The organism is Acinetobacter pullicarnis (genome assembly GCF_006352475.1).
Lineage (GTDB): Bacteria > Pseudomonadota > Gammaproteobacteria > Pseudomonadales > Moraxellaceae > Acinetobacter > Acinetobacter pullicarnis.
Genome location: NZ_VCMZ01000001.1, coordinates 2,816,358 through 2,838,459, shown reverse-complemented (window position 1 = coordinate 2,838,459; position 22,102 = coordinate 2,816,358). Strand labels below are relative to the sequence as shown.

Sequence of the window (22,102 nt, the reverse complement as noted above, 5' to 3'; positions counted from 1 at the left end):
GTAGGACCATCATAATCAGAAATTGGTCTTTGTTTGTATTGCCTGCTGAGTACTGTTGTTTAAGAAATGCTTTATGATTTAAATGGAAAAACAATTACTTGTAATAGAGCCTAGATTTCGATATAAAAGGTTGTTGTCCGAATTTTAGGCAAAAAAATACGCAATGATTGGGGTGATCATTGCGTAGAACAACGAACCTGCTTTCACAGTTTCGGTTAAGGTGGTTGTTATTTGATTCGGGGGAATCAACAACAATTCTTAGATAATAGCAATTGTGTTCTTTTATTCATTGGTATTCACGTAATCAAGTGTTAATTCACGTTAATCTATGTCGTTTAAATAAACATGTTATTTGATTAAATATAAAAAAGACCTTAAATATTAAGGTCTTTTTTAATTCATTTAGTAAAATCTGTGTAACTTAGAAGTGGAAAACACCTAATCCAGTTTTTACTTCATCGAGTGTTTGCTGTGTAATATCACGGCATTTCTCTGTACCTGTACGCAAAATATCCATGATGTAGTCTGGATCTTTCGCGAGTTCGATACGGCGTTCACGAATCGGCTCGATCAGTTCTTTGAGGACTGTTTCAAGACGTTTTTTAACCGTACCATCACCAAGTCCACCACGGCGATAATGTTCTTTTAACTCAGCAACTTCATCTTTATTTGGATCAAATGCATCTAAGTAGGTAAATACAATATTGCCTTCAACTTGACCAGGATCTTCGACTCTTAAATGATTCGGATCGGTATACATGGCATTCACTGCTTTTTTGATGTCTTTATCCGTTGCATCTAACACAATGGTGTTACCAAGTGATTTTGACATTTTCGCTTTACCATCAAAACCAGGTAGGCGACTCATGTTTGAAAGCAAGGCTTTGCATTCAGGAATGAGATCATGGCCAATTTGACGATTGATACGGCGAACCATTTCATTGGTTTGTTCAATCATCGGAATCTGATCTTCACCGACAGGCACAACTGTCGCTTTAAACGCTGTAATATCTGCGGCTTGAGCAATTGGGTAGCATAGGAAGCCAGCAGGAATATCGCGCTCAAAACCACGGAGTTGAATTTCAGCTTTAATGGTTGGGTTACGTTCTAGTCGTGCCACGCTCACAAAGTTCAAATACAACATCGTCAATTCATTTAATGCCGGTAAGCTAGATTGAACGCAGATTGTGGTTTTGGTTGGATCAATTCCAACAGCCAAATAATCCGTAGCGACTTCAATAATGTTGCGACGAACTTTTTCAAAATTATCCGCATTATCAGTGAATGCTTGCGCATCAGCCAATAAAAGGTGTTGATGATGTGAATCTTGTAAGCCAACACGTGAGCGCAATGAACCGACAAAATGTCCGAGATGTAGCTGACCAGTTGGGCGGTCACCTGTCAAAATGATCGGGCGTGAATCTTGATTACTCATTCGTTTTTCCAATATTTACGAGGTCGTTTGACGACACTGTTTTGATAACTGGACATATTGTACGGTATTATTTTTTTTTATGTCAGTGAGAAAGTTGCTATACATGCCATGCAATTGAAAAAAATAAGCCAATAATACTGCTCGCATGCTGTGCGCTGTGTGACAAGAAATTTATGCTGTGTCGATGAATATAGTTGTAGTACCATTGATTTTGCATTATTAATCAAAATTTTGCATCCACGTAAAATAACATAAGCACAAGTAAATAAGCATAAGAGGAGAGGCCAATGCGTTGGAAAGGTCGTCGTGAAAGTGAAAATGTCGAAGATCGTCGTGGTGGCGGAAAGGTCGGAGGAATTAGTATTCTTGGGCTGGTTGTGGCCTTTATTGCATGGAAATTCTTTGATGTTGACCCGCAGCAGGCGTATCAAGCCACACAACAAATCACGCAGCAAGCCCAATCCAACACTGCTACAGAATTACAGCAGCCCACAGCAGAACAGCAACAGGATGCTGCTTTTGTGGCGACAATATTGGCAGACACCGAAGATATCTGGAGCACAATTTTCAAAACCAATGGTGAGCAATATCGTCAACCTAAGTTGGTGATGTTTAATGGTCGAGTCGATTCTGCATGTGGTGCGGCAGTCTCGGCAGTCGGGCCATTTTATTGCCCAGCAGATCAAAAAATTTATATCGATACTCAGTTCTTTAGAGAAATGCATCAACAACTGGGCATTGCTGCGGATCGGCAGCCTTCCGAGCGGATCAACAGTAATCAAGCTGGTGATTTTGCTCAAGCCTATGTGCTTGCACATGAAGTCGGACATCATGTGCAAAATATAATGGGGATCTCATCTCAGGTTCAAAAAGCACGTAGCAAAGCCAATCAAGTACAAAGTAACCAACTGTCAGTGCGTTTAGAGTTGCAAGCGGATTGCTTTGCAGGAGTCTGGGCGCATCATAATCAGAATCGAACCCAGTTCTTACAGCAGGGCGATATTGAGGTGGCTATGGATGCGGCTGAGAAAATTGGGGATGATTATTTACAGAAACGTGCGACCGGTCAGGTGGTGCCAGATAGTTTTACTCATGGTAAAAGTGCACAGCGGATGCAGTGGTTCAAAACGGGCTTAGACACTGGAGAAATTACGCGTTGCGATACATTTAGCAGCGCAATTTAAATTCACTATTTGGTTTTTTGTGTAAAAACGATAAGTTTTACAGAAATTCCTCTTTTTTTTTGTAAAATAAGTTCGATTTCAGTGGCATGCTTCTAATACAGTCTTTAGAAATTTAATTGCCGTTTTATTTTTAGCAAAAAGTCGTATTAGGATTCACATGGGTAATTATTTCCTTCTTCAGGTATTCACCGTCGTTTTTTCATTATCCATTGCCACCACCATTTTTAATAAACGCATCTTGGGTTTTCCTCAAGCGATTGGTGTTCCCATTGTTTCTGCGATTTTGGTCTTTATATTGCAATGGGGGGCAAGCTTACTCAACGGCAATGAGTTTATTAGCATCAATATTCATAATATTGAAGAAGCGGTTCGTAAAATTGATTTTTATGACTTCTTGGTGAATGGGGTGATCTGTTTTATTTTAACCTCATCGGCATTGAAGTTTAGGGTTTCCGATTTAAGAGTTTATTGGAAGCCAATTGGAATATTGGCCACGATCGCCTTATTACTCTGTGCTATGTTTTTTGCTGGGTTGATTTTTGGATTCCAATATTTAATTGGTAATCCTGTACCAATTTTAGTGCTCTTACTTTTGGGGTCCGCACTGGGTGCGACTGATCCGATTGGGGTGAAAGGAGTATTGAGTTCGGTACGTGCGCCACATCACTTGATTGTTAAATTAGAGGGTGAATCCTTATTTAATGATGCCATGTGTATTGCAGTATTTATGACACTACTCAATGTTTTAGAGGGTGAGCATTTTAGTTTAGTTGCGACCTTACAGACATTTTTATATGAAATCGTTGTGGCTGTGATGATTGGCTGGGCCTTTGGTCTGGGGATATTACGCCTATTACGTGGTAAACATGAGATGGAATCCTTAATATTAACCACCGCGTTATTAGCATGTGGTTCTTATTTGGTGGCATTGTTTGCACATGCTTCGGCACCAATTGCTTGTGTGATTGGTGGTTTGATTGTCGGGAATAAGTGGAAAGAGATTCTTGCTGAACGAGAGATTCGAGAGATAAATCATTTCTGGCATACCGTTGAGGGGATTATTAACTCTTTTCTGTTTACCTTAATTGGCTTGGAAATCTTTATTTTAGACCTCAGCAGTAGCCTTATTCTTGGCGGTATATTCGCTTTCTTTGCACTGCATTTATCTCGTTTTGCAGCCAATTTCCTTTCTTTTGCTTTTTTTCCGTGGTTTCGTAAAAAGAGCTATAACGGCAGTTTAGTTATTTTATCTTGGGGTGGGGTACGCGGTGGTATTTCGTTGGCTTTAATTTTGGCAGTCGCCAATATCCCAGAGTTGCGTAAATATAGCAGTATCCTGATTGGTTATACCTTTATCAGCGTATTACTTTCAGGTGTCGTATGTGGCTTGGGTTTACCTGCGGTTATGAATGCTTTTTATTATAATCCGAATGAAGAAAAACGTGGCTTTAAGGGATGGTATCAACGGCTATGCCATAAAATGAATCGCAAGGGTTATCAATATATCGTGGGTGAAGATGCAAATGGTAATGAAACCATTACCATTTATAAACCAGAATTAATTGTCGATCAGAAAACAGCAGATGGAATTGCCACAGTACATCGTCCAGATAAAGCACATGAAGTGAAGCATTTGGAAAACCCAGATAATTTCTAAACTGATTCGATCAAATGTTTAGCGTTTAGCTGGGGGTTTTAATGAGCAGTTATGTTGGTAGACAACAATACTTGACCATCATTTAAAGAGAAGCAAGATCAGGTGCAGCATGTCAGTAGAGAATGAATCAGACCGACAAGTGCTCGGACAGATGATTATTGCGGTAGTAATGGCGATTCCTTTGGGTAAAGTCGCCAGTTATGGGCAGGTGGCCAAAATGGCAGGTTTGCCTAGACATGCACGTTTAGTAGGGCGACTACTTTCCCAATTGGATGAACAGACTGAAGTACCATGGCACCGCGTGATTAATGCACAGGGCAAAATTAGCCTCAGCAAAGAAACTGAGCAGGGCGAAAATATCCAACAGATTAAGCTGATGCAAGAAGGGGTTGTGGTTTTAAATGGTAAAGTCAATATGAAAATTTATGCTTGGTTGGCGTAGTTTTTATTTTAAGGCACTGATGTTTTGAATCGAGATAAGCAGAATATCCCCATCACGGCCGCGGCAGTGTTGGGGATGATGGAATTTATTTCGCTTTTACAACCAGTACAGGAACTTCAAGCTCACTGAGCAGGCTTTGTGCAACACTACCAAGAATCAATTTTTTAATCCCACTGCGACCATGTGAACTCATTACAACCAAGTCCACATTGAGCTCTTTTACTGCTTTCGCAATCGTTAAAGGAATGCTTTCACCTTCAAGTAAACGGGTTTCTGGTTCAACGCCCTCTGCTTGAAATTTTTCTTTGGCTTTATCAATATTTTCTTGAATAAAACTACGAGCACGTTGAATCAGTTCGTTATTATGCCCATAAGTAACATAATCAGCAGCGATATAAGGGTCAAGTGTCATCACCTGAACCAAAGTGATTTTGGCATTAAAAATTTTTACAAGTTCTACAGCCTGTTGAATGACGGCTAAAGAGGTATCTGAACCATCAACTGGAACAAGAATATGCTGGTAAGCCATGAGAAATTCTCCTTATTGTAATGACTAATCAAACGAAGCTGGATGTGCAAGTGAGCGATATAACTAAAGCCCTACGCTTGATCATAGCCTGTTTAAACTATTTATAAAACCTAGTAAATTCATATGGATAAAGTCTAGAGAGTTTCCTCAAACCGGATCTGCACATTTCTTATAAAACAAGTTTTTTTATTTACTTTGTACATTCACGAGCTCAAGATATAGCTGTACTTTCCCCATATTGTCTAACCATAACATGAAAACAATATCCAAATACCACATAAGTATTATTTAATTTGCCCTGATTGTGGGGTGTTTGACTTGGAAAAATAGACAAGTGAATCGATTACTTGCAATCAAGATTGATTAAGCAGGATGGGGCAGTTTTTGTGCGCAGCGACAAGTTGCTTGTTACAGGACAAATGCTTATTCTTGGCGGAATTCTACCGAAGATCAGCGCTATTCTTGGTTCTATAGATTGTTAGATTGAAGCTGTACATACTCAAGCAAAGCATCAATATCATCACTTTGCAGGACTTCACGCATCGCTAAGATTTGCTTTTCATTGAGATCGTATAGCTTCAGCGCGAGTAGTTTTTCAATTTGCTCAATAGGGAAGCGATATTTAATCAATTGTGCCGGCGTACCGCCAACAATCGCATACGCTGGTACATCTTTAGTCACCACACTGCCTGTTGCAATCACACAGCCTTCGCCAAGTTTCACACCTTGCATAACCATGGCACGGCTGCCAATCCAACAACCATCTGCAATGATCGTATCACCTGCTGGCACAAAACTACGTGTATCAAAAGGAAAGGTCGAGAGCCAGTCTGGACGATGCAGTTGATTTCCCCCCATCATAATCACGCATTCAGCACCGAAACAAACAAAATTGCCGATGTGTAATTGATCAATCGGTTTGTCAGGCGTTGAAGGTTTTTCATGTAAATAACGAACTACACAACGTTCAAAGCCTTGATCCCAATACGCGCTGTAATAGCTATAGTTACCACGGATATGAATATTGGGGTTTTTTACGGTTTTCGAAATAAACTCAAATTCACACCAGTGCTTTACCGGAGATTGGATGGAATCATTCATAGAGTGGGAGGCGCTATACAAAGAAGTGGGGCAATAAAAAGGGCTGATCAATCAGCCCTTAGCATATTAGATATATTCTATTTTTACAATTTCGTATTCGACTTGGCCTTGAGGAGTGGTGATTTTCGCTTCATCTCCTTCATTACGACCAAGTAAACCACGTGCAATTGGAGAGTTGACTGAGATTTTATTAATTTTAAAGTCTGCTTCGTCATCGCCTACAATTTTATAGGTTTTCTGTTCTTCAGTATCTAAGTTTTCAATGGTTACGGTAACCCCAAAAACCACACGGCCATTTTTCTCAAGATCATTAATGTCAATCACTTGAGCAGCACCTAGCTTACCTTCGATGTCTTGAATTCGACCTTCGCAGAAACCTTGCTGTTCACGTGCAGCATGATATTCCGCATTTTCTTTTAAATCCCCGTGTTCACGTGCTTCGGCAATCGCCTGAATAATACGTGGACGAACAACAGATTTAAGTTGTTGTAATTCTTGCTCTAAGGCGAGTTTGCCTTGTGGCGTCATAGGATAACGTTGCATTGTTGTCCCTCACATTATATTGAAAATATAGGTTTATAAAAATGAAAAAATCCCGCCACCGATCAAGTGGCGGGATTGATCGGTAACGAATTAATCTACTGTTTTTAAATCTTGCAAACGATAAACATCCATAGGTAACTGAATTTTTAATGCTTGACAAACAGCATCAGCACCGTTGAGCGTGGTGGTGTAATACACTTTCGCTTGGAGTGCTGAACGACGGATTGAGAATGAATCCTGCTGAGCTTGCTTACCTTCGGTCGTATTGATAATGAAGTGAATCTCGCCATTTTTCAAGCGGTCAACGATATTAGGACGACCTTCAGTAACTTTATTTACACGTTCACAGTCAATACCCGCATCTTTAAGGACGTCGTAAGTACCACCAGTGGCAATGACTTTAAAGCCAAGTTCAATCAGTTGTTTGGCGATGCCTACAGCACGTTGTTTGTCTGAATCACGTACTGAAATGAAAGCATGTTTGATTTCACCTTCAGTAGGAATACCAGGCAAACGATCGTTTGAACCAAGCACCGCTTTGTAGAATGCTTCGCCAAAGGTTTTACCCACACCCATGACTTCGCCAGTCGACTTCATTTCAGGCCCAAGCACAGGATCAACGCCTGGGAATTTATTGAATGGGAAGACGGCTTCTTTCACAGAGAAATGTGTAGGAATAATTTCTTTGGTAAATCCTTGAGATTCAAGTGATTGACCAGCCATACAACGTGCAGCAACTTTTGCTAATGACTCGCCGATACATTTCGAAACGAAAGGTACGGTACGAGAAGCGCGAGGGTTAACTTCTAGAATATAGACGTCTTCACCTTTGACTGCAAACTGTACGTTCATCAAGCCAATCACGCCAAGTTCTTTGGCCATTGCGACAGTTTGACGACGCATTTCGTCTTGGATTTCATTCGAAAGCGAGTAAGGCGGAATTGAACATGCTGAGTCACCTGAGTGAATACCAGCTTGTTCAATATGCTGCATGATGCCACCAATCACAACATCTTTACCATCAGAAACACAGTCAACGTCAACTTCGATCGCGTCATCTAAGAAGCGGTCGAGTAGGACAGGTGCTTCATTTGAAGCTTGTACTGCATCACGTAAATAGCGTTTAAGCTCTTCATCGTTATACACGATTTCCATCGCACGGCCACCCAATACATAAGATGGGCGTACAACCAATGGATAACCAACTTTTGAAGCTTCTGCCATACCTTCTTCAGCAGATTTTACAATGCTGTTGTTCGGTTGACGAAGTTGTAAACGTTGAATCATTTGTTGGAAACGTTCGCGGTCTTCAGCGCGGTCAATGGCGTCAGGCGATGTCCCGATAATTGGTGCACCGGCTTCTTCTAAAGCACGTGCCAATTTTAATGGGGTTTGACCACCGTACTGTACGATGATGCCTTTCGGTTTTTCGATACGTACAATTTCAAGTACATCTTCAAGCGTGATCGGTTCGAAATACAAGCGATCTGAAGTGTCATAGTCTGTTGAAACTGTTTCAGGGTTACAGTTGACCATAATGGTTTCATAACCATCTTCACGCATTGCCAAAGCAGCATGTACACAGCAATAATCAAATTCAATGCCTTGACCGATACGGTTAGGACCACCACCGATCACCATGATTTTGTCTTTGCTTGATGGATTCGCTTCACATTCTTCATCGTAAGTCGAATACATATACGCAGTATCAGATTCAAACTCAGCAGCACAAGTGTCTACACGTTTATAAACTGGATAAACGCCTAAGCTCCAACGATGCTTACGGAATTGTTTCTGTGAAATACCCATCAAATCAGCGATGCGTAAATCAGACAAGCCTTTACGTTTAAATGAACGGATATTGTCCGCATTTAAATCGCCAAAGCCTAAGTTCTTGATTTGATCTTCAGTTTTGATGATGTCTTCAATTTGAATCAGGAACCAACGGTCAATGTTGGTTGCAGCAAAGACTTCATCTAAAGTGAAACCATGACGGAATGCATCGGCAACATACCAGATACGTTCTGGGCCTGGTACTTTCAATTCTTGAAGGATTTTATCTTTCGCGCCTTTGCTACCAACTTCAATTTGTTCATCAAAGCCAGAAACACCAACTTCAAGACCACGTAATGCTTTTTGAACCGATTCTTGGAAGTTACGGCCAATTGCCATCACTTCACCTACAGATTTCATCTGTGTGGTTAAGATTGCTTCAGCTTGTGGGAATTTCTCGAAGTTAAAGCGAGGAATTTTGGTAACGACATAGTCAATAGATGGTTCAAATGATGCTGGGGTTACACCGCCAGTAATATCATTTTTCAATTCATCAAGGGTATAACCCACTGCAAGTTTTGCAGCAACTTTTGCGATAGGGAAACCTGTCGCTTTAGATGCAAGTGCAGATGAACGCGATACACGTGGGTTCATCTCAATCACGACCATACGGCCAGTGTTTGGACAAATACCAAATTGTACGTTTGAGCCGCCTGTTTCTACACCAATTTCACGAAGCACTGCTAAAGAGGCATTACGTAACAGTTGGAATTCTTTGTCGGTTAGGGTTTGTGCAGGAGCAACTGTAATCGAGTCACCGGTGTGCACGCCCATTGGGTCAAAGTTTTCAATGGTACAGACAATGATACAGTTGTCGTTTTTGTCACGAACAACTTCCATCTCATATTCTTTCCAACCAATTAATGATTCATCAATAAGCAGTTGGTGCGTTGGAGATAAATCAAAACCGCGTTCACAAATTTCGATGAACTCATCGCGGTTGTAAGCGATACCACCACCTGAACCACCCATTGTGAATGATGGACGAATAATAGATGGGAAGCCAAGTTTCGCTTGGATCTCAAATGCTTCTTCCATGTTGCTTGCAACAGCAGCACGTGGGCATTCTAGGCCGATACGACGCATTGCATCGTCAAATAATTTGCGGTCTTCAGCCATTTCGATGGCATCTTTAGACGCACCAATTAATTCGACATTGTATTTTTCTAGAATACCTTGTTCATCAAGTGCAAGTGCGCAGTTCAGTGCGGTTTGACCACCCATGGTTGGGAGCAATGCATCTGGACGTTCTTTTTCAATGATTTGTGCAACAGTTTGCCAAGTAATCGGTTCGATATAGGTGGCATCTGCCATGGTCGGGTCAGTCATGATGGTGGCTGGATTAGAGTTCACCAAAATAACGCGATAACCTTCTTCACGCAGTGCTTTACACGCTTGCGCACCTGAATAGTCAAACTCACATGCTTGACCAATCACAATTGGTCCCGCACCAATAATTAAGATGCTTTTTATGTCTGTACGTTTAGCCATGATCGCTTCCTTAATTACTTCTTAGCTGCTTCGATAAGTTCGATGAAATGATCGAACAATGGGGCACAGTCATGTGGACCAGGACTTGCTTCAGGGTGACCTTGGAAGCTGAACGCAGGTTTGTCTGTACGATGAATACCTTGTAAGGTGCCATCGAAAAGCGATTTATGCGTTACTTTTAAGTTTGCAGGTAAGTTTTCTGCATCTACAGCAAAACCATGGTTTTGCGAAGTAATCATTACGATCCCTGTTTCGATATTCTGTACAGGATGGTTTGCACCGTGGTGACCATGATTCATTTTGATGGTTTTAGCACCTGAAGCCAAAGCTAATATTTGATGTCCCAAGCAAATCCCAAATACAGGTAGATTGGTCGTATCAATGATCGTTTTTACGGCTTCAATGGCGTAATCACAGGCTGCTGGATCACCAGGGCCATTTGATAAAAATACACCATCTGGATTTAGTTCTAATACTTTTGCCGCTGGGGTTTCTGCAGGAACGACGGTGAGTTTGCAACCGCGATCTGCAAGCATACGTAGGATGTTGGTTTTGACACCATAATCGTATGCAACGACGTGGAATTTGGTTTCTGGTTGGCTAAAACCTTGCCCCAAAGTCCAAGAGCCTTCAGACCATTCAAAGCCTGTCGGATCGCAACATTCTTTGGCAAGATCTAAACCATTTAGACCACCAAAAGCACGTGCTTTTTCTAAAGCGTCTTGTTCGGTAATATTGTCACCGGCAAGAATACAGGCATTTTGCGCACCTTTGGCACGTAAAATACGTGTGAGTTTACGCGTATCAATATCGGCAATTGCGACCACATTGTGCTGAACTAAATATTCGGCCAATGATTGGGTTGATCGGAAGTTGCTGTGTAATAAAGGAAGGTCGCGGATGATTAAGCCGTTTGCCCAGACTTTATGAATACGACCTGATTCAACATCTTCTTCATTACAACCCGTATTACCAATATGGGGGTAAGTTAAAGTGACAAGTTGTTGTGCATAACTTGGATCAGTCAAAATTTCTTGGTAGCCAGTCATGGCTGTATTAAAAACGACTTCACCAGTCGTACTACCCTGTGCGCCAATAGAAGTACCTTTAAAGATAGTTCCATCTGCGAGGGCTAAAATCGCGGGGGTGCTCAAACCAAAGCTCCTGAACTAAAAACCACAAAATGAGGCTGTAAAAAAGCGAGAAGACGAAAAAAAAGGAAGGTTACAAATTAAACCAACCCTCCTTATGTCTGCTCGCTTGAACTTAACACTGCATTATACGCACCATCATATTGAAAGTCTATTTAGTTTTAGGAATTAAGTCAGATAAATAGCAGCTGTTTAGACTTAAGCCCGTTTTAATCGGTGTGTTTGTAAAATGTAAGTAGGTCGTTTTGTCCGACAAAACCACTACAAAAAGCACTTAAATCAGCTAGGCTAAACCTTCATGCGATAACGATAGGATAAGGCCATGACGACACAACAAAAAACAACTGAAGTTAAAAAAACACCCAAGGTCAGTGCAGTGGTTAGCACTGAAAAGCTTGAGCATACGGAAAGTCCGACGGCTCAAGTCGTTGAAACGGGAACATTGAAAGTTGAAGAGACGACTGTGACGGCTGAAGAGGTCAGCTTGAATACACGAAATTTACAGGAGCAACTCACCCAGTTTAAGCAAGAGCTTGTCAGTCGACTCGAAACACTCAAAGTTCAAATTTCATCGTCACAACAAGACTTTAAAGCACTTGGTGCAACTGTTAAGGCTGAAGTAAGCTCACTGATTGAAGATTTAACCAAATTGGGCAGTGGTGTGAAGACCGATGTCACTGTGATTTCAACTAAGCATAAAGCACAAATTTCGGAGAGCTTTAAACGCTCTAAAGCCCATACTTTTGAGATATGGAGTAAAGTAAAACAGTAAGGTTGGCACAAGATCGATTTAAAAAAAAGTGAGACAAGTCTCACTTTTTTTGTTGCGTTATCTGGTCAAACAAGAATGTTGTTTTAGAAAGATTGTAGCCAATCATGTTTGTTGTGGAAATCTGGAAGAGCACCACTGTGTTGCATCGCAAAATAATGCGTCTGTTTATTTGTTTGAATTACAGCAGTCAATCCAACAAATAAGTCCGTCCACCGCAGTTGATGTTCGCTCATAAACATCGTCAGATCTACGCTTGCGCTTAAACCGAAGTGTGTCTTTTTGAGTTGAACTAAATCAATATCATGACTTGGGAGGGGAGGGATTTGCTCAGGGTAGCGGTACTCATCAAATTGATAAGCCTGCCATGCTTGAGAGGGTGAAAGATTAATCTCGCGATAATAATCTTGATTTTTAACACCAAGGAAAATTTCGAAGCAGGATTTTTCCCACAAAAAATCTTCACGTGGATGTGCGCTGACGATTTGTGGCCAAATGATCGATTGCTCTGGATCATTTAACCAAAAACCAACATTTAAAATATTTGGACTTTGCTGTTCGATTGCCGCAACCACAGAAATGGCGTGAAAGTGGCGATCAAAGGCAGCGAGTTCGTAACTTGCCATAAATCAGACAGCTCAGTTAGATAGGTGCGCGTGACGAACAAGATTAGAAAGTTTAGGATTTTGTTGTTTTGCTTTTTTATAAAGCAATGCAACTTTACCAATACTTTGTACCAATTGAGCCTCAGTCGCTTCAATCACTGCGGTGATCGCTGCACTACGTGCTTCGCGATCTTCGCCTGCAATTTTGATTTTGATGAGTTCATGATCGTTTAGTGCGCGGTGCGTCTCTTCGATGACTGATTCAGTCAAGCCTTGTCCACCAATCATCACAACAGGGTTGAGTGCGTGCCCAATTTGACGTAAACGTTTACGCTCTTGGATAGATAAAGCCGCCATTACATATAACCTAAGACTGAAAACGGCTTAGTATAACAAATGAGGTATTTAAACGCTGCATAAATACAGAAAAAATTCAGTTTATAGCATTAGTGTTGTTAAAATTTTGAGAATTTAGATACAGATGTATACTGCAATAGCCACTATTTTCACGTACAATAAAAAATTAGATGATTTTGTATATATAGAGAGTTATGGCAACACGCATTACCAACCAAAAGTTATCCAAAAGTAGTCGCGAATGGATGAGAGAACATCTCGATGATCCATTTGTGAAAAAAGCACAAAAAGAAGGCTATCGTGCTCGTGCAGCATATAAACTACTGGAAATGCAGGAAAAATATAAACTCATCAAACCTGGTATGACGGTTGTTGATTTAGGTGCTGCGCCAGGCAGTTGGTCACAAATCGCTGGAAAGTTGGTGGGTGATAAAGGTTTAGTGATCGCTTCTGATATTTTAGAAATGGATGCTTTACCAGATGTTACATTCCTGCAAGGTGACTTTCGTGAGCAAGAGTTTTTCGATAAATTGTTAAATCTTTTAAATGGACGCAAGGTAGACGTTGTAATTTCAGATATGGCCCCCAATACTTCAGGTAATAAGGCAGTAGATCAGCCGCGCCAAATCTATTTATGTGAACTTGCTTTAGATTTTGCCAACAAGGTGTTAGATACAAAAGGGCAACTTGTGGTAAAAGTATTCCAAGGTGTTGGTTTTGATGAATTTCGAAAACAAGTGGTTGACAGTTTTGATGTGTTAAAGACTGCCAAACCCGCTGCATCTCGGGCGCGTTCGAAGGAAGTTTTTTTAATTGGACAAGGCCGTAAAAAGGTATCGCGATAAACTTTGCTTGCCAAGGATCTAAAAATTGTGCATTTTGTATCTTTTTTAGAAATTGTTGCGAAACGATTTACTCACTTTTGTTAAAGGTCATCCATGTTAGGCATGATCAGAATTAGATTGATATGGGAATAAAGCTTTGAGCGATCTCTTCAAAAATGCCGTGTTGTGGCTCATTATACTGGGTGTACTGATTCTAATTTTCAGTAACATCAATAGCAGCGAGAAGCCATCAGCGATGAATTATTCTGAATTCGTCACTGCGGTGAATGCTGGTCAAGTAAAGCAAGTGACAATAGACGGTTTGCAAATCACGGGTGAAAAAACCAATGGTACTCAGTTTGAGAGTGTTCGTCCTTCTATAGAAGACACTCAATTGATGCCTAGCCTAACGAAGAATAATGTCGTTATTGAGGGCACTGCGCCACAGCGTCAAGGTTTGATGATGCAGTTGCTTATCGCCAGCTTCCCTGTACTTTTAATTATTTTGTTATTCATGTTCTTTATGCGCAATATGGGTGGCGGTGCAGGTGGCAAGAACGGCCCAATGAGTTTTGGTAAGTCAAAAGCGAAAATGCTGACTGAAGACCAAATCAAAGTAACGTTTACTGATGTTGCGGGTTGTGATGAAGCGAAACAAGAAGTTGTCGAAATTGTTGATTTCTTAAAAGACCCTGCAAAATTCAAACGCTTAGGTGCAACGATTCCTAAGGGTGTATTGATGGTGGGTCCACCGGGGACAGGTAAAACTTTACTTGCGAAGGCCATTGCTGGCGAAGCAAAAGTTCCATTCTTTAGTATCTCAGGTTCTGATTTCGTTGAAATGTTTGTGGGGGTCGGCGCATCACGTGTACGTGATATGTTTGAACAAGCAAAACGTCATGCACCATGTATTATCTTTATTGATGAAATTGATGCAGTCGGTCGTCATCGTGGTTCGGGTACAGGTGGTGGTCATGATGAACGTGAGCAAACCCTGAACCAGATGTTGGTTGAGATGGATGGTTTTGAGGGCAATGAAGGTATTATTGTTATTGCTGCAACCAACCGTGCTGACGTACTCGATAAAGCATTATTGCGTCCAGGTCGTTTTGACCGCCAAGTGATGGTTGGTCTGCCAGACATCAAAGGACGTGAACAGATTCTGAAAGTACATTTGAAAAAATTGCCTTCAGTTACTGGTGTTGATTTGAAAGTGCTGGCACGTGGTACACCGGGTTTTTCTGGTGCACAGCTTGCCAATCTTGTGAACGAAGCGGCTTTATTTGCTGCACGTCGCAATAAAAATACAGTCGACATGCATGACTTTGAGGATGCTAAAGACAAGATCTATATGGGTCCTGAACGTAAATCGATGGTCATTCGTGAAGAAGAGCGTCGTGCGACGGCTTATCATGAATCTGGCCATGCCATCGTTGCTGAAATTCTTCCTGGCACTGACCCAGTGCATAAGGTTACGATTATGCCGCGTGGTTGGGCTTTGGGTGTGACATGGCAACTGCCTGAACATGACCAAACCAGTCACTATAAAGACAAGATGTTAAATGAAATATCGATTCTTTTTGGTGGTCGGATTGCTGAAGAAATATTTGTAAATCAGCAGTCTACTGGTGCATCAAACGACTTTGAGCGTGCAACGAAAATGGCACGTGCGATGGTGACCAAATATGGTATGTCAGATAAGTTAGGTGTGATGGTTTACGAAGAGGATTCTCAGCAGTCTTTCTTGGGTAGTATTGGTAGTCGTACGATTTCTGAAGCAACGCAACAACAAGTTGATTTGGAAGTACGTCGCATTCTAGATGAGCAATATAAAGTCGCATGGGATATCTTGGAAAATAACAAAGATATGGCGCATGCGATGGTGAAAGCACTGTTGGAATGGGAAACTGTAGATCGTGATCAGATCCGTGACATTATCGAAGGTCGTGAACCACAGCCACCGAAAGTGTATATAGCTGACAATCCAGTTGTGGATACCTTACCACCGGTAGATGGCCCATCAACGCCACCGCCGCTTCCTGCAAGCTAAAAGATCGAAGAAGATAGCCTCGTTAAGAGGCTTTTTTTATGGCTAGCGCTTGGTTTTATGGTTTAGTAACTTGTGAGTATTTGAATATTTGAGTATTTAGCTCATTTATATTTGGGCATCATGTTGATGTTGTTGATATTGAATTTTTGAAAGGAAAAAAGCATGCGCTTAATGCCTCTACCGCAGCGACAACTAAGTTGTGGACGTTTGAATTTGGACTTGTCTATTCCACATGTGATGGGGATTTTAAATGTTACCCCAGATTCATTTAGTGATGGTGGTAAATACCAGCATGTAGCGTTGGCGGTTCAGCATGCAAAAGAGATGATGGCTGCAGGGGCAAGCATTATCGATATTGGTGGTGAGTCTACGCGGCCTGGTGCATCTGCTGTCGCGGTGGGGGAAGAGATCGATCGTGTGATTCCAGTCGTACAGGCACTTTCTCAGCATGATGTGGTCATTTCCATCGATACCTCAGCACCTGAAGTTATTCGAGCAGCTGTGGCCGCTGGGGCGCATATTTGGAATGATGTTCGTGCATTGACACGTGACGGTGCATTACAAACAGCCGTTGATTTGGATATTCCTGTCATTGTGATGCATATGCGTGGTGAGCCGACCACCATGAATGATTTGGATCATTATCTGGATGTAACCCAAGATGTGATTACTGAGCTACAACAGCGTGTCGATGTCGCATTGGCCGCAGGCATTAAACCTGAACATATTTTGATTGATCCTGGCTTTGGTTTTGCTAAAAATGCGGAACAAAATCTAAAATTACTGCACGAGTTTGATCAGTTAAATGTGATGGGATATCCCATCGTCTCGGCATTGTCACGCAAACGTTTTATTGGTGCTGTCGTTGGTGGCACAGAGGCGAAAGATCGTGTCATTGGCTCCGTTGCTGCGCATCTGATCAGTGTGCAACAGGGGGCATGCATTGTTCGTGCGCATGATGTCAAAGAAACAGTAGATGCCTTAAAAATGTGGCAGGCACTACAATCGAGTTGAGTGCGATAGGTGGGCTGCTTATGGTCAGCAACTGCGTGGAGATGAATATAGCGGTCAAATAACTTGATCGGATATCGTTATTTTAGCAAAAGCTGCAAAGCAAACCGAGAAATTGGGCCTACGTACTGAATTTGTTGAGTTGGCTGAAACGGCGCAGAAGTTAAGCAGTCAGTCTTAAGTTCTATAATGCAAGTTATGCGTTATGGTTCGAGATCAAATCAATAGACATAAAAAAACCAGCAATCGCTGGTTTTTTTGACACCATTTCCATTGCATGAAAATGGTGCCCGGGGCCGGACTCGAACCGGCACGCTTTGTGGGCGGGGGATTTTAAATCCCCTGTGTCTACCTATTTCACCACCCGGGCATGTGCGCAATCATAATGTACCCGCCATGTCTTGGCAAGATGTCGTGCAATAGTTTGCTTCCTTTTCAATCAATTCAGCAGGTTGATTGTACAAAGCTTTGGCAATATTGAAAAAAATCAAATTATTGAGGCGTTCAGTGAGTGGTGCTATTGGCGAGCATTGAGCTGCATCTGTTGCTGTTGATTGCTGAAAGGGGGTGATTAAAATGTTTCGCTGTATAGGACGCCAGCGTTTTAATATAATTGAGATATTTTTTGGTTAAATTAAAAAAATAACATTTTTGGAAAATAACATGTCATTTAAAATATCCCGTCGTGAGCTTATACAAAAAACACTCGCTAGCTTCGGTGCTTTATCGGTTCCTGTTGCATTGACTGCGTGTGGGAGTGATGACAAGGAAGCCGCTGCACCTTTGGTGAATGCTGAGTTTTTACATGGGGTGGCCAGTGGTGATCCATTAAAGGATCGGGTCATTCTATGGACGCGCCTTACACCACAAGATTCATCTGCAAGACTTGAATTGGTTTGGGAAATTGCCACTGATGATAAATTTGTTCAAATCATCAATAGTGGTCGAGTACAGACGTCAAAAGCGCAAGACTTCACTGTTAAGGTGGATGCTCAAAAATTAAAATCGGATCAACGTTATTTTTATCGTTTTCGTTATGGTAGCGTGATTTCACCTGTAGGGCAGACCAAAACGTTGGCAGAAAGTACCCAGTCGGTAAAATTTGCGGTGTGTTCTTGTTCGAATTATCCTGCGGGATATTTTCATGTCTATCGGGAGATGGCCAAACAAGATGTGGATGTGGTTATTCATCTTGGTGATTATATTTATGAATATGGCGCAAATGGTTATGCGACTGAAGATGCAGAAGAATTAGGGCGGAGTTTGCCAGAAGATAACAATAAAGAAATTATTAAGCTCGATGACTACCGTAAGCGCTATGCCTTGTATCGTAAGGATAAAGATTTACAAGCAGCACATCATCGTCATCCGTTTATCGTGATTTGGGATGATCATGAGTTGGCCAATGATACATGGAAAGCCGGTGCAGAGAACCATCAGCCCGATGAGGGCTCATTTGTTGAGCGTAAGTTGGCTGCATTACAGGCATATTTTGAGTGGATGCCAATTCGACCCGTTGCTGAAAATAATCATCTGAATATTTATCGACAGTTTGAGTTTGGCAATTTGGTACAACTCACCATGTTGGATACGCGTATTTTGGCGCGAGATCAGCAGTTGGACTACGCCGACTACCTAACTGCACAAGGTATGGACCTTTCGCGCTTTCAAGCAGACCTGAGCAATCCTAAGCGTACCATTATGGGGTATGAGCAGCGTGAGTGGTTACAAGCACAGCTGGCGCAATCTAAGGCGACATGGCAGGTGCTTGGGCAGCAAGTGTTGATGAGTAAAATGTTAATTCCTGCTGAGTTGCTGACAGCTTTGGGAGGAATTATGAATGGTCAGGCAGATGAGGCGAGCATTGCCAAGCTTTATCAGCAGGTCGAAGAGTTGGTGATATTGAAATTACGCTTTAAGGGAAATGATCCAAGCTTGACCCAATTAGAGCTTGCGCGGATTAACACGGTTGCACCGTATAATTTGGATGCATGGGATGGTTATTTTGCAGAGCGTGAGATCATCTATCAAAGCTTAAAAGCCATGAATAAAAAAGCGGTGGTCCTAGCAGGAGATACTCATAATGCTTGGTCATCGACATTACACACCCTACAAAATGATTTTATTGGGGTTGAGTTGGCTTGTAGTTCGGTTTCTTCACCAGGAATGGAACAATATCTAAAAATTCCAGTGGAGCAGTTGCAGCAAATTGAGATGGCATTTATGACATTAATTGATGAGCTGGATTACTGTAACCTAAATCAGCGTGGCTATTTGCTGGTGAATTTTAATGCGAAAGATTTGAAAGCAGAATGGGTGTTTGTTGACACGATTAAGTCGAAATTATATCAGGTTGATCAAAGTCGCGGTTTTGAGTTGGCGCTAAATACTGATTTAAAGAAAATGAATCATGTGATGAGTGAGGCTTAGGGGCGTCGTACCGCACATTGGTGGGTCATATGTGTTAGAGAAGCCAAGTCAATGACTTGGCTTTTTAACTTTTTAATTGGTATAGATCACAAAGTGACAGGCGAAAAAAAACCAGCCTAAGCTGGAAGTTTTTACACCATCTTTCATTGTGTGAAAAATGGTGCCCGGGGCCGGACTCGAACCGGCACGCTTTGTGGGCGGGGGATTTTAAATCCCCTGTGTCTACCTATTTCACCACCCGGGCGTTACACAAGATTTGGAGGCGGAGGTCGGAATCGAACCGGCGTACACGGAGTTGCAGTCCGCTGCATGACCACTCTGCCACCCCGCCATCTCTTGGTGATGCACATATTAGCAACCTTTGAGAAAAAAACAATAGAAAATTCAGTGAAGATGGACATAAAAGCAACACCCAAAAGAATTTGAGCCCAATTATCATGTATTATTTGCAAAATTATTCATATCTAGTTCGGAGATGTGCCGTGGCGTTGCTTTTAGATGGTCGAGCATTAGCAAAAAAAATTGAAGCAGATTTGTTGGTACGCGTAGAAGCGTTAAAAGCAAAATCAGGACGTACCCCAATTTTAGCGACGATTTTAGTCGGTGATGATGGTGCTTCTGCGACATATGTACGCATGAAAGGTAATGCATGTCGTCGTGTTGGCATGGATTCCATTAAAGTTGAATTACCTACAGAAACCACCACTGCGCAATTATTGGCTGAAATTGAAAAACTCAATGCCAATCCAGATGTGCACGGTATTTTGTTGCAGCATCCAGTACCCGCTCAAATTGATGAGCGCGCTTGTTTTGATGCGATTTCTTTACAGAAAGACGTGGATGGTGTGACCTGTCTTGGTTTTGGTCGTATGGCAATGGGGGAGTCTGCTTATGGCTCTGCAACGCCTGCAGGCATTATGACCATTTTGCAAGAAAACCAAATTGAAATCGCAGGTAAACATGCGGTTGTGGTGGGTCGTTCGGCTATTTTGGGCAAACCAATGGCAATGATGTTGCTACAAGCCAATGCCACCGTAACGATTTGTCATTCACGCACGCAGAACCTCGCAGAGTTGGTGAAACAAGCCGATATTATTGTTGGTGCTGTAGGCAAAGCTGAATTAATTCAAAAAGATTGGATTAAACAAGGTGCAGTTGTGGTTGATGCTGGCTTCCATCCACGTGATGGCGGTGGTGTCGGTGATATTCAACTTGAAGGCATTGAAGATATTGCTTCTGCTTATACCCCAGTTCCTGGTGGTGTTGGTCCAATGACCATTACGACGCTGATCCGTCAATCTGTTGAAGCTGCAGAAAAATCAATCGGTTAATTCATTATTAATTTTCTAATTGTGATGCCACACTGACAGATTGTTCGTGTGGCATTTTATTATGATTTATAAATATTGCTAAAGGCGTGAATATGCAAGAAATCCACGATTCTGTTGATGCTGCGCAAGCACCACAACATTTATTAGATGCATTGCAGCTGGTCATTCCAAATTGTACCTTGATGGCGCAACAACTCCCCGATACGCCAATCTCACTGTGGTTAATTCCACCGGTATTTCCGACTGATCGTTTAGATGATGAGGTAATTCGGCGCATTTGGGCAGATACCCCATATTGGATTTTTTGTTGGGCATCGGGCTTAGCCATGGCACAGTGGTTATTGGCAGAGCCACAACAGGTAAAAGATAAAGTGGTTTTAGACTTTGGCGCAGGATCAGGGGTCGTTGCGATTGCTGCAAAAATGGCAGGTGCGCGTCGTGTGATTTGCTGTGATATTGACCCGATCAGTTTGGCTGCCTGCCGTGAAAATGCATTATTAAATGGCGTTGAACTTGAATACCTTGATGATTTATACCAAGCCGAGCAAGTTGATGTATTGCTTGCCGCAGATGTGCTGTATGACCAGTGCAATCGTTTTTTCTTGGATGAGTTTCTGAAGTTTTCTAGCACTGTTTGGGTCGCAGACAGTCGCGTTAGAAACTTTAGCCATCCTGAATATATTAAAATGGATGAGCGTAGTGCGAGCACTTGGCCAGACCTCGATGAGGCCAAAGAATTTCGTAATGTGAGCTTTTATAAAACAAAATAACGGCCACTTGTTTGACAAGTGACCGTTATAGAAATGCAGTATTAATAAGCAGTAGTAAAGGTTAAAGGCTTAAGAGCAAGAGTAGCGAACCACACGAAGCGTACTTGGTTTGGTTTCAAGTGCTTGGCGAGTTGCATAGCCTTCAGAATTGTTAAGATCTGGCGTATTAGACAAGCTAAAAGAAGTATGTGATTTACCCAGTTGCACGCCAGGCTGTGCTGCTTGAATAGCGGCAGGATTGGCAATTTCATTAATACTTAAGACTTTAAGTTGATAGGTCTTGTTGTTATTGAGAACTTTCTGGCAAGCACGCTGTAACTTTTCTTTATCTAACTCTCGATCAGCACGGCCTGCAAGTGTATAGGCTAAGATCGCGCTATTATTATCTTGAGATTCTATTTGATAACCTGTAATTCCATTATATTGTCTAGGTGTGGTTTGGCAGCCAGCAAGAGCTAAAACGATACAACTTAAACCCAGTATTTTAATATTTCTCATGTCAAAGAGTTCCTAAAAGTGCTTGAACGCAGTATGCCATAGCATTAAAAAATAAACGATCAGCTTTGTATAGAATTTTAATCTGCGAAAA

Annotated in this window: 19 protein-coding genes and 3 tRNA genes; 10 read left to right on the top strand and 12 right to left on the bottom strand. The window is 41.7% G+C overall.

The genetic code is table 11. The features are described from left to right. Positions 1-421: 421 nt before the first annotated feature. A complete protein-coding gene (gene trpS / locus FD716_RS12565) occupies positions 422-1,435 on the bottom strand; it encodes a tryptophan--tRNA ligase (protein ID WP_139852655.1) in 1,014 nt (337 codons plus the stop codon). Positions 1,436-1,722: 287 nt separating this feature from the next. On the opposite strand from trpS, the gene ypfJ reads away from it, so the two are divergent. The 3 genes from ypfJ to FD716_RS12550 all read left to right on the top strand — a co-directional run bounded on the left by ypfJ (position 1,723) and on the right by FD716_RS12550 (position 4,718). Then, entirely contained in the window at positions 1,723-2,619 is an 897-nt protein-coding gene (ypfJ, locus tag FD716_RS12560; RefSeq protein WP_139852654.1) for a KPN_02809 family neutral zinc metallopeptidase, read from the top strand. A gap of 157 nt (positions 2,620-2,776) precedes the next feature. Beyond that, positions 2,777-4,276, top strand: a complete 1,500-nt coding sequence (locus tag FD716_RS12555) for a cation:proton antiporter (RefSeq protein ID WP_139852653.1) — start codon at positions 2,777-2,779, stop codon at positions 4,274-4,276. A gap of 109 nt (positions 4,277-4,385) precedes the next feature. Then, positions 4,386-4,718 (top strand): MGMT family protein, encoded by a 333-nt coding sequence (locus tag FD716_RS12550; RefSeq protein WP_139852652.1) that lies wholly within the window; start codon positions 4,386-4,388, stop codon positions 4,716-4,718. An 85-nt stretch (positions 4,719-4,803) separates the two neighbouring features. On the opposite strand, the gene FD716_RS12545 is transcribed toward FD716_RS12550, so the two are convergent. From FD716_RS12545 to carA, 5 genes are all read right to left on the bottom strand, one after another. After that, positions 4,804-5,247, bottom strand: coding sequence for a universal stress protein (locus FD716_RS12545; RefSeq protein WP_139852651.1), 444 nt, complete (start codon positions 5,245-5,247; stop codon positions 4,804-4,806). 468 nt (positions 5,248-5,715) lie between these two features. After that, positions 5,716-6,348, bottom strand: coding sequence for a CatB-related O-acetyltransferase (locus tag FD716_RS12540; RefSeq protein ID WP_139852650.1), 633 nt, complete (start codon positions 6,346-6,348; stop codon positions 5,716-5,718). A gap of 66 nt (positions 6,349-6,414) precedes the next feature. Beyond that, on the bottom strand, positions 6,415-6,891 hold the full coding sequence (gene greA, locus FD716_RS12535; RefSeq protein ID WP_139852649.1) for a transcription elongation factor GreA: 477 nt from the start codon (positions 6,889-6,891) through the stop codon (positions 6,415-6,417). A 90-nt stretch (positions 6,892-6,981) separates the two neighbouring features. Then, the gene (carB, locus tag FD716_RS12530) at positions 6,982-10,215 is read right to left on the bottom strand and encodes a carbamoyl-phosphate synthase large subunit (protein ID WP_139852648.1); all 3,234 of its coding nucleotides are present in this window, start codon (positions 10,213-10,215) and stop codon (positions 6,982-6,984) included. A 14-nt stretch (positions 10,216-10,229) separates the two neighbouring features. Continuing rightward, positions 10,230-11,369: a glutamine-hydrolyzing carbamoyl-phosphate synthase small subunit gene (gene carA / locus FD716_RS12525; protein ID WP_139852647.1), complete on the bottom strand. Its 1,140-nt coding sequence runs from the start codon at positions 11,367-11,369 to the stop codon at positions 10,230-10,232. 319 nt (positions 11,370-11,688) lie between these two features. Between carA and FD716_RS12520 the strand changes: the two genes are divergently transcribed. Beyond that, positions 11,689-12,138, top strand: a complete 450-nt coding sequence (locus tag FD716_RS12520) for a hypothetical protein (protein ID WP_139852646.1) — start codon at positions 11,689-11,691, stop codon at positions 12,136-12,138. 83 nt (positions 12,139-12,221) lie between these two features. On the opposite strand, the gene FD716_RS12515 is transcribed toward FD716_RS12520, so the two are convergent. Next, entirely contained in the window at positions 12,222-12,761 is a 540-nt protein-coding gene (locus tag FD716_RS12515; RefSeq protein WP_139852645.1) for a DOMON-like domain-containing protein, read from the bottom strand. 12 nt (positions 12,762-12,773) lie between these two features. After that, positions 12,774-13,097 (bottom strand): ribosome assembly RNA-binding protein YhbY, encoded by a 324-nt coding sequence (gene yhbY, locus FD716_RS12510; RefSeq protein ID WP_139852644.1) that lies wholly within the window; start codon positions 13,095-13,097, stop codon positions 12,774-12,776. Positions 13,098-13,291: 194 nt separating this feature from the next. Between yhbY and rlmE the strand changes: the two genes are divergently transcribed. The 3 genes from rlmE to folP all read left to right on the top strand — a co-directional run bounded on the left by rlmE (position 13,292) and on the right by folP (position 16,985). Next, on the top strand, positions 13,292-13,942 hold the full coding sequence (gene rlmE / locus FD716_RS12505) for a 23S rRNA (uridine(2552)-2'-O)-methyltransferase RlmE (RefSeq protein WP_139852643.1): 651 nt from the start codon (positions 13,292-13,294) through the stop codon (positions 13,940-13,942). 136 nt (positions 13,943-14,078) lie between these two features. After that, positions 14,079-15,971, top strand: coding sequence for an ATP-dependent zinc metalloprotease FtsH (gene ftsH, locus FD716_RS12500; protein ID WP_139852642.1), 1,893 nt, complete (start codon positions 14,079-14,081; stop codon positions 15,969-15,971). 162 nt (positions 15,972-16,133) lie between these two features. Then, complete coding sequence (folP, locus tag FD716_RS12495; RefSeq protein ID WP_139852641.1) at positions 16,134-16,985, top strand: dihydropteroate synthase; 852 nt, start codon at positions 16,134-16,136, stop codon at positions 16,983-16,985. A gap of 281 nt (positions 16,986-17,266) precedes the next feature. On the opposite strand, the gene FD716_RS12490 is transcribed toward folP, so the two are convergent. Beyond that, a tRNA-Leu gene (locus FD716_RS12490) sits at positions 17,267-17,352 on the bottom strand. A 293-nt stretch (positions 17,353-17,645) separates the two neighbouring features. On the opposite strand from FD716_RS12490, the gene FD716_RS12485 reads away from it, so the two are divergent. Beyond that, on the top strand, positions 17,646-19,412 hold the full coding sequence (locus tag FD716_RS12485) for an alkaline phosphatase D family protein (protein ID WP_139852640.1): 1,767 nt from the start codon (positions 17,646-17,648) through the stop codon (positions 19,410-19,412). A 158-nt stretch (positions 19,413-19,570) separates the two neighbouring features. On the opposite strand, the gene FD716_RS12480 is transcribed toward FD716_RS12485, so the two are convergent. Both FD716_RS12480 and FD716_RS12475 read right to left on the bottom strand, forming a co-directional pair. After that, positions 19,571-19,656, bottom strand: a tRNA-Leu gene (locus FD716_RS12480). Positions 19,657-19,669: 13 nt separating this feature from the next. Then, positions 19,670-19,743, bottom strand: a tRNA-Cys gene (locus FD716_RS12475). Between the two features lie 151 nt (positions 19,744-19,894). Between FD716_RS12475 and folD the strand changes: the two genes are divergently transcribed. Together folD and FD716_RS12465 are read left to right on the top strand one after the other, a co-directional pair. After that, positions 19,895-20,743 (top strand): bifunctional methylenetetrahydrofolate dehydrogenase/methenyltetrahydrofolate cyclohydrolase FolD, encoded by an 849-nt coding sequence (gene folD, locus FD716_RS12470; RefSeq protein ID WP_139852639.1) that lies wholly within the window; start codon positions 19,895-19,897, stop codon positions 20,741-20,743. Between the two features lie 92 nt (positions 20,744-20,835). Beyond that, entirely contained in the window at positions 20,836-21,513 is a 678-nt protein-coding gene (locus FD716_RS12465) for a class I SAM-dependent methyltransferase (RefSeq protein ID WP_139852638.1), read from the top strand. Between the two features lie 69 nt (positions 21,514-21,582). Here the strand turns inward: FD716_RS12465 and FD716_RS12460 are convergent, their stop codons facing one another. After that, entirely contained in the window at positions 21,583-22,011 is a 429-nt protein-coding gene (locus FD716_RS12460; protein ID WP_139852637.1) for a hypothetical protein, read from the bottom strand. Between the last annotated feature and the right edge of the window lie 91 nt (positions 22,012-22,102).

Excerpts from the sequence above, each read along its gene's own strand:
- greA (WP_139852649.1), bottom strand. The coding sequence starts at position 6,891 with ATGCAACGTTATCCTATGACGCCACAAGGCAAACTCGCCTTAGAGCAA.
- FD716_RS12540 (WP_139852650.1), bottom strand. The coding sequence starts at position 6,348 with ATGAATGATTCCATCCAATCTCCGGTAAAGCACTGGTGTGAATTTGAG.
- FD716_RS12485 (WP_139852640.1), top strand. The coding sequence starts at position 17,646 with ATGTCATTTAAAATATCCCGTCGTGAGCTTATACAAAAAACACTCGCT.
- FD716_RS12460 (WP_139852637.1), bottom strand. The coding sequence starts at position 22,011 with ATGAGAAATATTAAAATACTGGGTTTAAGTTGTATCGTTTTAGCTCTT.
- trpS (WP_139852655.1), bottom strand. The coding sequence starts at position 1,435 with ATGAGTAATCAAGATTCACGCCCGATCATTTTGACAGGTGACCGCCCA.
- FD716_RS12515 (WP_139852645.1), bottom strand. The coding sequence starts at position 12,761 with ATGGCAAGTTACGAACTCGCTGCCTTTGATCGCCACTTTCACGCCATT.
- FD716_RS12545 (WP_139852651.1), bottom strand. The coding sequence starts at position 5,247 with ATGGCTTACCAGCATATTCTTGTTCCAGTTGATGGTTCAGATACCTCT.
- folP (WP_139852641.1), top strand. The coding sequence starts at position 16,134 with ATGCGCTTAATGCCTCTACCGCAGCGACAACTAAGTTGTGGACGTTTG.
- FD716_RS12520 (WP_139852646.1), top strand. The coding sequence starts at position 11,689 with ATGACGACACAACAAAAAACAACTGAAGTTAAAAAAACACCCAAGGTC.
- ypfJ (WP_139852654.1), top strand. The coding sequence starts at position 1,723 with ATGCGTTGGAAAGGTCGTCGTGAAAGTGAAAATGTCGAAGATCGTCGT.
- rlmE (WP_139852643.1), top strand. The coding sequence starts at position 13,292 with ATGGCAACACGCATTACCAACCAAAAGTTATCCAAAAGTAGTCGCGAA.
- carB (WP_139852648.1), bottom strand. The coding sequence starts at position 10,215 with ATGGCTAAACGTACAGACATAAAAAGCATCTTAATTATTGGTGCGGGA.
- FD716_RS12465 (WP_139852638.1), top strand. The coding sequence starts at position 20,836 with ATGCAAGAAATCCACGATTCTGTTGATGCTGCGCAAGCACCACAACAT.
- yhbY (WP_139852644.1), bottom strand. The coding sequence starts at position 13,097 with ATGGCGGCTTTATCTATCCAAGAGCGTAAACGTTTACGTCAAATTGGG.
- FD716_RS12550 (WP_139852652.1), top strand. The coding sequence starts at position 4,386 with ATGTCAGTAGAGAATGAATCAGACCGACAAGTGCTCGGACAGATGATT.
- FD716_RS12555 (WP_139852653.1), top strand. The coding sequence starts at position 2,777 with ATGGGTAATTATTTCCTTCTTCAGGTATTCACCGTCGTTTTTTCATTA.